This is a genomic window from Chloroflexus sp. (genome assembly GCF_034435895.1).
Lineage (GTDB): Bacteria > Chloroflexota > Chloroflexia > Chloroflexales > Chloroflexaceae > Chloroflexus.
Genome location: NZ_DAOTWH010000141.1, coordinates 1 through 9617, shown reverse-complemented (window position 1 = coordinate 9617; position 9617 = coordinate 1). Strand labels below are relative to the sequence as shown.

The 9617-nt window shown below is 60.6% G+C and carries 9 protein-coding genes and 1 pseudogene; 2 read left to right on the top strand and 8 right to left on the bottom strand.

The genetic code is table 11. From position 1 onward, the window contains the following. The 4 genes and pseudogenes from U9R81_RS08410 to U9R81_RS08395 form a co-directional block, all read right to left on the bottom strand. Positions 1-335 (bottom strand): annotated as a pseudogene (locus U9R81_RS08410) (oxidoreductase); the annotation flags it as partial. 105 nt (positions 336-440) lie between these two features. After that, positions 441-1691 carry an MFS transporter gene (locus U9R81_RS08405; protein WP_322495035.1) on the bottom strand — a complete coding sequence of 417 codons (1251 nt, stop codon included), beginning with the start codon at positions 1689-1691 and terminating at the stop codon, positions 441-443. Positions 1692-1708: 17 nt separating this feature from the next. Then, a complete protein-coding gene (locus U9R81_RS08400; protein ID WP_322495034.1) occupies positions 1709-3079 on the bottom strand; it encodes a GH1 family beta-glucosidase in 1371 nt (456 codons plus the stop codon). Positions 3080-3271: 192 nt separating this feature from the next. Then, positions 3272-5113, bottom strand: a complete 1842-nt coding sequence (locus tag U9R81_RS08395) for an ABC1 kinase family protein (RefSeq protein ID WP_322495033.1) — start codon at positions 5111-5113, stop codon at positions 3272-3274. A gap of 148 nt (positions 5114-5261) precedes the next feature. Here U9R81_RS08395 and U9R81_RS08390 point away from each other — a divergent pair, with 148 nt between their 5' ends. Continuing rightward, positions 5262-5585, top strand: a complete 324-nt coding sequence (locus U9R81_RS08390) for a hypothetical protein (RefSeq protein ID WP_322495032.1) — start codon at positions 5262-5264, stop codon at positions 5583-5585. Here the strand turns inward: U9R81_RS08390 and U9R81_RS08385 are convergent. Together U9R81_RS08385 and U9R81_RS08380 are read right to left on the bottom strand one after the other, a co-directional pair. Then, a complete protein-coding gene (locus tag U9R81_RS08385) occupies positions 5536-5895 on the bottom strand; it encodes a hypothetical protein (protein WP_322495031.1) in 360 nt (119 codons plus the stop codon). The two genes, U9R81_RS08390 and U9R81_RS08385, sit on opposite strands and share 50 nt — an antisense overlap. A gap of 401 nt (positions 5896-6296) precedes the next feature. Beyond that, positions 6297-6992: an Rcas_1661 family thioredoxin-like (seleno)lipoprotein gene (locus tag U9R81_RS08380; RefSeq protein ID WP_322495030.1), complete on the bottom strand. Its 696-nt coding sequence runs from the start codon at positions 6990-6992 to the stop codon at positions 6297-6299. A 216-nt stretch (positions 6993-7208) separates the two neighbouring features. On the opposite strand from U9R81_RS08380, the gene U9R81_RS08375 reads away from it, so the two are divergent. Further along, positions 7209-7829 (top strand): LysE family translocator, encoded by a 621-nt coding sequence (locus tag U9R81_RS08375; RefSeq protein WP_322495029.1) that lies wholly within the window; start codon positions 7209-7211, stop codon positions 7827-7829. On the opposite strand, the gene U9R81_RS08370 is transcribed toward U9R81_RS08375, so the two are convergent. Both U9R81_RS08370 and U9R81_RS08365 read right to left on the bottom strand, forming a co-directional pair. Next, positions 7826-8611 (bottom strand): RNA methyltransferase, encoded by a 786-nt coding sequence (locus U9R81_RS08370; protein WP_322495028.1) that lies wholly within the window; start codon positions 8609-8611, stop codon positions 7826-7828. The genes U9R81_RS08375 and U9R81_RS08370 overlap by 4 nt on opposite strands. Before the next feature lie 531 nt (positions 8612-9142). Then, positions 9143-9617, bottom strand: a 475-nt coding sequence (locus tag U9R81_RS08365) for an FAD-binding oxidoreductase (protein ID WP_322495027.1), incomplete at its 5' end; no start/stop codon positions are given.

Here is a 9617-nt window from a genome sequence, read left to right as displayed (position 1 = left end):
CGGCCGACGCTAGCCTTGCGCCCGGCATGGGCTAATTGAATGCCGGCTACCGCGCCGAGACTCTCGATCAGCTTGACCAACCGGGCCAGCGCATCAATGTGATCATCGCTCCAGATGCCTAAATCAAACGGTGAAATCCGGCCTTCGGGTGAAACAGCGGTCGCTTCGAGAATAATGAGACCAACCCCGCCGGCTGCCCGCGCGCCGAGATGCATCAGGTGCCAATCGTTAGGGAAGCCATCGATGGCGCTGTATTGGCACATCGGCGACATGCCGATCCGGTTGCGTAGGGTGACGCTGCCGATGGTCAGCGGGGTAAACAGATGTGGTTGCATGGCGTGGCTCTCAATCGGTGAACGGCGACAATCTGTTGCCAGTATACCTGTTTTTGGCGTTGGTACGCAAATAACCTCGTAGCGCCGCACGGCTATGCGGCGCCATTAAGGTGTACGCTGTCTGCGCCACACAAAGATCGTGCCATTAACGATCACCGCGACCGTGTAACACAGCGCCGCAATAAGCAAGATCGGCGTAAAACCGGCGGCGCTTTGCAGTTCGGCGCTGATGGTAGGGCCGGCAATGTACCCCACCGACGCGGCGGCCCGGATGAGACCGATCACGGTGGGGTGGTGTTCAGGCGGCGTCTGCGCCAGCGCATGGGCCTCAAACAAAGGCGTGGCCATATTCATCAGCGCGCCGCGCAGCATTGCGATCAGGGCCGCTACCGGCAACGTAGGCGCAAAGGCCAGCGCAATCAGGCAGGGAATAGCGAGCGCCTGCGTCAGCACGACGCCTTGCATGCGGCCAATTCGCGCCGCGAGGCGCGGCCCGGCCAGCGTTGCCAGACCGGTGGCGAGGCTGATGAGGGCAAACAACAGCCCGATGGCGGCGTCGGTGGCGGTGAAGCGTTGGCGAAAGAAGAGACCAAGGTAGGGGATGAACAGCGCCGCGCCGAGCGAGATGAGCAGCGGCCCCGGCGCGAAGATGATCGCTTTGATGAGCGTGCGCCAGAGGTCGCCGATCTCGCGTCGAATTGTCATCGCCAGCGCCGATGATAGCTGCGCAGTGAGACGCAGTCTCAGCAACGGCAACCCGGCGAGGGCGACGATCGCTGCGCTGAGCGCGGCATTGAGCCGGTACGACGCGATGGCATCGCTCTCGACCAGCGCCACCCGCCACGCCGTCGCCAAACTGCCGGCAAGCAGATTGGCGATGCCGCCGATGATCAAGCTCAAGGCTGCGCTGCGGGCAAAGAGCCGGTCAGGGCCATCGGCGCCGCTCAGTTGCATCATCAGCGGCGGCCCGGCCAGATTAAAGAGCGCGCTGGCCGGCCCGCTCAGCGAGACGCCGAATAACAACATCCATGCCGTCACCGGGGTGATGGCGCTGCTGAGCGGGGCTAGCGCCAGCGCGAGCAATGCCGCGCTATGCAGCCAACAACCAAGCAACAACGCCGGACGCGCGCCCCACCGCCGCACCGCTTGCCACGCCAATGGCCCGCTGATCCCGCCGGCCAGCACCGGCATACTATTGAGCAACCCGATCAGCGTGAGGTCGCCGATCAATGGCACCCCGATCCGGTAGCTGCCGTACCCTAGTTCAGCGTAAGCGATGGTGGCAAACAACCAACCTACCGTCAGGCCGGTCGTCAACAGGCCAACGGCCAACAAATAACGCTGATCGTTGCGCATGATGGCGCACCGGCGCTTCACAACCCATTGCGCGCGATAATGTCGCGGTACGCGTGCGCGCTGCGCTTCCACACCCGGCGTTGGGTGGCGTAATCGGTATAGATAATCCCAAACCGTTTGCTCAGCCCCTTCGCCCACTCAAAATTATCCATCAGCGTCCAGACGAAATAGCCGCGCAGATCGAAGCCGGCAGCGAGCGCGCGCTGGCATGCCTCGATATGGGAACGGAGGTACGCGACCCGATCAGGGTCTTCAACCACCTGATCAGCCGGGCCGGGTGGCGGATCATCGAACGCTGCTCCATTCTCGGTGATGTACAGCGGGATGGAGGTATACTCACGCGCCTTTTGCAAAGCCTCGATAATACAATCGGGATAGATCTCCCACCCCATCGCCGTCTTGGGCAACGGCCCCGGCACCTGCTTGGCCAGCAAAAACGGTTCACGCCAGTTACAGGCGTGAAACAGGCGGGTGTAGGTGTTAATGCCGAGAAAATCGATCGGCTGGCTGATACTATCCATATCGCCGGGTTTGACCGGCGCGAAGATGAGCCGGCGAGCAAAGTGGGCCATCAGATCGGCGGGGTAGCGCCGGCGGAACAGCGGTTCGAGAAAGAGCCGGTTCATCACCCCGTCGATCCGTTGGGCAGCGTTGCGGTCAGCAGGGTGATCGCTGGCCGGGTAATGCGGCCACAACATCAGGACGATGCCAATCTGAGGCGGCGGCAGATCGGCGCGGGCTGGTTGCGGTCGCGCAGCGCGGAAGGCGCTTACTGCCAGCCCGTGTGAGAGCAAGAGGTGATGCACGACCTTAAGCACCTGCCATGGCAAGCGTTTGCCCGGCGCATTTTCACCGTTGCCATAGCCGTAGAACGCCTGAATAAACGGTTCGTTGTGGGTGGCCCACAGCGCGACCTCACCGCCGATCTGGCGAAAGAGGTAATCGGCGTATTCAGCGAAACGCAACGCCGTGTCGCGACTCGTCCAGCCGCCGCGATCCTCTAGCGCCTGCGGCAAATCCCAATGGTAGAGGGTGGCAACCGGTACGATATTGCGCTGGTGTAGGCCGTCGATCAAACGCCGGTAGAAATCAAGCCCGCGCTGATTGGGTTGGCCGGCGCCGGTGGGAAAGATCCGCGGCCATGCGATGCTGAAGCGATACGCCTTCAGCCCCAACGCCGCCATGTGGTCGAGATCCTCGACGTAGCGGTGATAATGATCGCAGGCGACATCGCCGGTGCTGCCATCAACAATGACGCCGGGCCGCCGCACGAAGCGATCCCAGATGCTCTCGCCCTTGCCGTCTTCGTTCCACGCCCCTTCGATCTGATACGCAGCAGTTGTTGCGCCCCATAAGAAATTGGCTGGAAAGCGGATGTCGTTGTTCATGCGGATGTGTCTTAAAAAATGAAAAAGAACACGGATGCTCACGAATGGCAGGAATGAACACGATTGGCCTTATGTGTACAAACCCGTTGCATCCCTGAACGAGGACGGATTGGCACGATTGGTTTCATCCGTGAACATCCGTCTCAATCCGTGGGCATCCGTATCCCATTACGCCATAGGATAGCCGATGCATTACCACCGCTCATTGCGCGGCCACAGCGCCCAGAGAATCGCTACCGCCGCCGCCCACCATGCCCGGCTTGCTTCGCGTTCGAGGCCGCGGGTACGTAATTGCACCCCGCCGAGGAACAGACCAGTCGCCAGCATCCCGCCCATCAACCGGTCAGTGGCCCGCTCCACCCGTTTCATACTGCGTTCGAGCCGGCTCAAATCCGAGCGGGTTTGCAACTCGCCGCGATTGGCAGCCCGGTAGTACGCATCCATTTGGCGGGGCAGACCGATCAAAATCTGGCCAATTTCAGCTAACTCTTGTTGGAACTTCTCGAACCAATTGCCATTGCGTTGTTCTTGGGCCAGCATCGCTCGCGCAAACGGGCGCAACTCTTGGAAGAGATTGATATCGGGGTAGATTTCGGTCGCCAACCCCGCCACCATACTTAGCGCCCGCCCTAAATAGAGCAAATCTTGCGGAATCTGGAACGGCAGATCGTAAATCAGATCCTTTGTCTCGGCCATAATGGCCTCGACATCGAGATTGGTCAACTCGCGCACTGTGCGATTGAACGAATAGCGCAGCATCGTTTCGAGCGCCGCCTTGATCGGTCGGCGGTCAGCGCCGGGCAAGATTACATTCAGTTTTTCAAGACAATTCAACAACCGGTCGGCGTCATTGGTAGCTAACCCCAGCACGCCTTGCCGCATAATCTCCATCGTCTCTGGCGGCAACCGGCCCACCATGCCAAAATCAACAAAAATGAGCGTGAAGGGGGTGCCGGTCGGCGTTTCATCAGGCGCATAATCGATCGGCAACTGCGCTTCAAGCGTCTCAATCGTAGCGTGCCCATTGACGCTAGCCGGCATCGGCGGCGGCGCTGTTTTGGTCGCAGCAAGGCCGGTTTCCACCCGCACGAACAGATTGCCGGGATGGGGATCGGCGTGGAAGAAGCCATCGATAAAGAACTGTTTGAGGTAGCAGTTATTGAGCCGGGCAGCCAGTTCGAGCCGGCTGACCCCCAGTTGGTCGAGCGTATGCAAATCGGTGATCTTAATCCCGCTGATCCGCTCCATCACCAACACGCGGCGGGTAGTGAGCTCGAAGATCGGTTCAGGGATATAGATACCGGGATGGTTGGCGAAGTTCTGGCGGAAGATCGCCGCCGAGCGCGCCTCTTGGACATAATCTAATTCTTGCACTAACACGCGGGCGAACTCAGCCAAGAGGGCTTCGAGGTCAGCGCGCCGGCGGATCGGCGGATAGTTCTTGATCAAGCGCACCACCCATGTCACGGCACTGAGATCGACTTCAATAATCTTATCGATCCATGGCCGTTGCACCTTCACCGCCACTTCGCGTCCATCGTGGAGCACCGCGTAATGCACTTGCCCCAACGAAGCGGCGGCGACGCATTCCTTCTCAAAGCTACGAAAGATCTCGCTCGGCGGTGCGCCTAACTCTTCCAGAATCACTTCGAGCACGTGACCGGCGGGGGCCGGCGGCACCTCATCTTGCAAGCCGGTCAACTCGCGTCGCACCACATCGGGAATAATATCGGCCCGCGACGACAGAAACTGGCCGAGCTTAATCTGCATCCCGCCTAGTTCAACCGCCATCATGCGAAAGCGCCGGGCAATATTCACCCAGCGCCGCAGCATCGTGCGTTGGACATACCAGCGAAAGATGGCAAAGCGGGCGAGAAAGATATCCCAAATATAAATATGGATCACAACGCCGAGAAAGAACGACGACACCCGCAGAAAACGCTCGCGCGGGCGAAAACGGGGCGGCTCGATTAGGCGAGGGACAGCGCCGGTGTTGGCGGTTTCGGTTGCTTGGATAGAGATTGGTTCACGCATAGCTTCCTACCAGTATTGCTATTTCGATTATACCAGAGGCGAAACTCAATCTCGCGACCGATCCGTATTAAATTGATCACCAACTACCATACGAAGGGTGCATGACGCACGTGGAAACGAGCTCGCTAGTTATGGTATCACCGGCATTATGACCATCGACAGTGTGCGTTTGCTGGCCGACAGCGCCGCAAATCTCTGGCAGCGGCTCAGCCAATTTGGCGCGCCTGACCTGCTTGGCCGGCGCGCTTCATTTGAGGAGTGGCTCGCCGCCGCTCGCCCTAACCTCTCCTCAGCCGACGAACAGGCCATCCGGCGCGATTATCGCCGGCTCAACCTCCTCCTCACCGAACTCGAAATGTTGACCCGTTCCCGCGAACGGGCGCTGGCATTGATTATGGAGACAATCCGCCAAGACGGTGCTCCTACGGCGTCACCGTCACTCGAATCGGGCCAAAGGTCGGGGTTGGGGTAGGCGGGGGCGGGGTCTCGCAGGTATATTCGGCCACCACCGTTGCCCGTTCACGCTCGCGCACCACGATGTTGTGGGCGCCGGGACGTTCGTCGCCGATCCGGAGCACGATGCGGAACGCGCCGGTACGATCGCTTGCGCCGCCGCCCACCGGACGGTCGTCGAACAGAACCAGCAACGCCGTTTGTGGGCGGGTTACGCCAGTCAATTCGAGCGCGTCACCGGGAGCGCAACGGAGGGCGGACTGCATCGTTGGGGTTGGCAACGATGGTATGGTGGGTGATGGCGTGATGATTGGCGGTAGTGTAGCCACCGTTCTGTTCAGCGTTGGTGTGACTGTGACAGCAGGTGAGACAGTTAGTGTTGGCGTATTCGTGACCGGTATAGTAGGAGTAGGTGTTGCTGTCGCCGGCTGTGATTGCTGACCGTGCGCTAGCGCCGTTTGGGTCAGTACCGGAGCTGCGGAGGCAGTGCGTTTAACAATGACGGCTGTCTTCGTTACATCGCAGACATTCGCCGGATACGAGCCACAGTCGACTGGAGGTTCAGAGCAACCCGGATACGCCGGTTTCTTATCGCAACTTGGTTGAGCCCGCGACGCGTTCGGTAAAGTTGATAACGATACCCAAAAGACAAAAGTCAAGCCAACGATAATCACACTGAGGGGCCAGAAGGGCCTAGAACGAGCCATCATGTTCTTCCTCAACCAATGCCTCACCGCCGCGCCGCGCGCTCGATTACCTGCGCAAATGTCTCAAGCCGTTGTGATCCTACCATTGTTTCGTTACCGATTCGAAACACTGGCCGGGCATACACCCCTTCGGCCATTGCGGCCGCATAATCAGCTTGCACTTGTGCCCGATAGGTATGTGCATCAAGGCAGGCAGTAAAAGCATCCCTTGGTATGCCCAAACCAGCGGCAAGATCGATCACCGTCTCGCGGGTGTTGAAGTACAGTTGATTGTACCGCGCATACAGCTCGCGGCGCAACTCCCAGAATTTACCGTGATCGGCGGCGCATTCGCTAGCTTCGGCCAATAACTCCGAGCGTTCACCTAACTGCAACAAGTGGCGGTAGACGATTTTAGCTTGGCCGGGAACGACAAACTCCTCGATCAGGCGCGGTTCGACATCAAGGGTGTGAACGGCGCATGAGGTGCAGAGAAAGTCGGAATAGATCATGATCGTTACCGGGGCATTGGGATTGCCGAGATATTGGTACCCTTCGGCGGTGCGGCCACGCGGCAACTCAGGGAAGTAGCCGGTCGTCGTTGGCGCGCTTTGCGCTGTGGTCGGTGTTGACGTGGGGGCACGGGTCGGAGGTGGGGTGGCCGTCGCCGTAGGTTCCGGCGCAACCGGCGCCGCACAAGCGGCGAGCACGAAGATTGAGAGCAGAAAGAAGCGACGCATAGGTTCGATTAGGTCGAATAGGGCATCCAGTGGGATCGCTCGACAAGATACGGCAATCCACAGGCAGTTTACGTAGGAACGATTTGACGAATCCCGCTGTCACTCTACCATAGGTTGCCATAGCGCGGCAAGGGTACCGTCTGGTCTTGCGTATGAAAGATAACAAATCGAGTATCATTACTCCAATATGCTACGTCACTATCCGGAGTCGCCACCATGCTCACCGATCGCTTGCTCGCCTACACGGTTGCCGTCGCTATCCTTACCCTCATCCCCGGTGCTGATACGATGCTGGTGCTGCGCAATGCGCTGGCCCGCGGTCGCCTTGCCGGCTTGGCTACCGCGTTTGGGATCGGGAGCGGTTTGTTTGTGCAGGCAACGTTGTCTGGTCTAGGGTTGGCTGCAATTGTGGTGAAGTCTGCCGAGCTGTATCACGCCATAAAGTTGGCCGGTGCGCTCTATTTGGTTGGGTTGGGGGTGTGGACGATGATTACCACGTGGCGGCAACGCACTGTTCCTGAATTTCACCTGCCCTCCGGCCAAGAACGCCACGCCTTCGTTGAGGGGGTGTTGAGCAATGTGCTGAACCCGAAGGTGGCAGTGTTTTATTTAGCGTTTTTGCCTCAGTTTATCGATCCGCACGATCCGGTGCTGCTGACCGCGCTGGCGCTGACGACGATCCATTTTGCCCTCAGTGTGATCTGGTTTTCGACCCTGACGTTTGTGGTGGTGGGGGTGAGTAGGTGGCTGCGGCAGGCGGCGGTGCGCCGGCGGCTGAATTATGCTGCCGGCGCGGTGTTAGCGGCATTGGGGATGCGGATGGCGGTTGAGAGTTAACGATGGCGGGTGATTTCGTACATCAGGACTCCCGCTGCGACCGCGAGATTGAGCGAGTCGCTGTGTCCCCGCATCGGGATGCGCACTACCAGATCGCACGCGGCGAGTTGGTCTGCGCTGAGCCCCTGCCGTTCGCTGCCGAGCGCCAGCACCAGCGGCTGCGGGTACGGTGCAGTGCGGTAGTCGTGTGCGCCACGGTCAGAGCTGCCAACGAGTGCGATCTGGCGCGCGCGGCTCCACTCCACCAGCTCGGCCCAGTTCGTGCGTGCAATCGGCTGGCTGAAGATCGCACCCATACTGGCACGCACTGCCTCCGGATCGAAGGGATCGGTGGTCGCTCCCACTAAGATCACGCCGCTGAAGCCGGCCCCGTCGGCAGTGCGCAAGACCGTGCCGAGGTTGCCGGGATCGGCGACTTCGACCAGTGCAACCCAGCCGGTCTCGGCTGCCGGTAGGCCGGCTAGCGGGGTGTATTGGATTCGCCCGACCGCCGCGAGCCCCTGCGGATGTTCTTTGCCGGCAAGACTGGCAAAGACGTCCGCACTGACGTTGATCACCTTCCCGCCGCCGGCAGCGTAGTCTGCCGCGATCTCGCGGGCGAAGGCGCTGGTGAGCAGATCGGGCGCGACGATTAGCAGCTCAAGCGGTGCGTGGCATTGGATGGCTTCGGCCACCAGCCGGATGCCTTCGATCAGATAGCGGCCCTGTTCGACGCGGGTTTTGCGCTGGCGCAGCGCGCGTAATGCTTTGATGGTTGGGTTGGCGAGACTGGTGATGAGCATGCGATGGATGTTCTCTCGGTGCTATCGTGACAGTTGTTGGTAGTTTGTACCATATTTTGCTGGTTTTCGCTGAAGGTGGAGATTGCTGCGGGGGCTGCGCCCCCTCGCAATGACAGAGTGACTCCCTCCCCCAGCGAGGGAGGGATGGGGTGGGGGCCGCAGCGCAACAATCCCCCGTGCGCGCGGGAGCAACCCGCTCAAGCATCCTGCCCGCCCCATTGTCATTGCGAGCCGCCGGAGGCGGCGAAGCAATCCCCCACGAACACGGGAGCACGCCCTCAGCGCCCGTTTCCGCTACAGCAGGAGATTGCTGCGAGGGCTGCGCCCCCTCGCAATGACAGAGTGACTCCCTCCCCCAGCGGGGGAGGGTTGGGGTGGGGGCAACGCCCCTGCTCCCCGCTTGTCATTGCGAAATCCCCCACGAACACGGGAGCACGCCCTCAGCGCCCGTTTCCGCTACAGCAGGAGATTGCTGCGGGGGCTGCGCCCCCTCGCAATGACAAGAGCCGCGCCCTCGTGCACTGCCAGCGATCACGACGGCAATACCTTGCCCGGATTGAGCCGCCCTTCCGGATCGAAGCATGCCTTGATAGCGCGTTGGATAGCGATCTGCACGTCACCCAACGCTTGCCGCATAAACGGTCGTTTGAGCGTGCCGATGCCGTGTTCGCCCGATAGGGTGCCTCCCACTTCAAGCGCAATGGCGAAGATGGCTTCGGCGCACGGCCAGAGCCGGGCTATGTCGGTGGGGTTGCGCGCGTCGAACAGGATGTTCGGGTGCAGGTTGCCGTCGCCGGCGTGGCCGAAGACGACGATGGGTAGTTCGTAGGCGGCGCTGACTTGTTTGATCCGGTTGACGCATTCGGCGATGCGTGTGACCGGGACGCTGATGTCTTCACCGAGCCGGTTGGGCCGGATGCGGGCCAGCGCCGGGGCAATCACCCGCCGCGCTTGCCAGAGGTTGGCTTCGTCGCTGGCGGTGCTGGCGACTGTAACCCGCTGCGCG

Bases quoted from the DNA above. Each gene is read 5' to 3' on its own strand.
- U9R81_RS08405 (WP_322495035.1), bottom strand. From the start codon at position 1,691: ATGCGCAACGATCAGCGTTATTTGTTGGCCGTTGGCCTGTTGACGACC.
- U9R81_RS08400 (WP_322495034.1), bottom strand. From the start codon at position 3,079: ATGAACAACGACATCCGCTTTCCAGCCAATTTCTTATGGGGCGCAACA.
- U9R81_RS08395 (WP_322495033.1), bottom strand. From the start codon at position 5,113: ATGCGTGAACCAATCTCTATCCAAGCAACCGAAACCGCCAACACCGGC.
- U9R81_RS08390 (WP_322495032.1), top strand. From the start codon at position 5,262: ATGACCATCGACAGTGTGCGTTTGCTGGCCGACAGCGCCGCAAATCTC.
- U9R81_RS08380 (WP_322495030.1), bottom strand. From the start codon at position 6,992: ATGCGTCGCTTCTTTCTGCTCTCAATCTTCGTGCTCGCCGCTTGTGCG.
- U9R81_RS08375 (WP_322495029.1), top strand. From the start codon at position 7,209: ATGCTCACCGATCGCTTGCTCGCCTACACGGTTGCCGTCGCTATCCTT.
- U9R81_RS08370 (WP_322495028.1), bottom strand. From the start codon at position 8,611: ATGCTCATCACCAGTCTCGCCAACCCAACCATCAAAGCATTACGCGCG.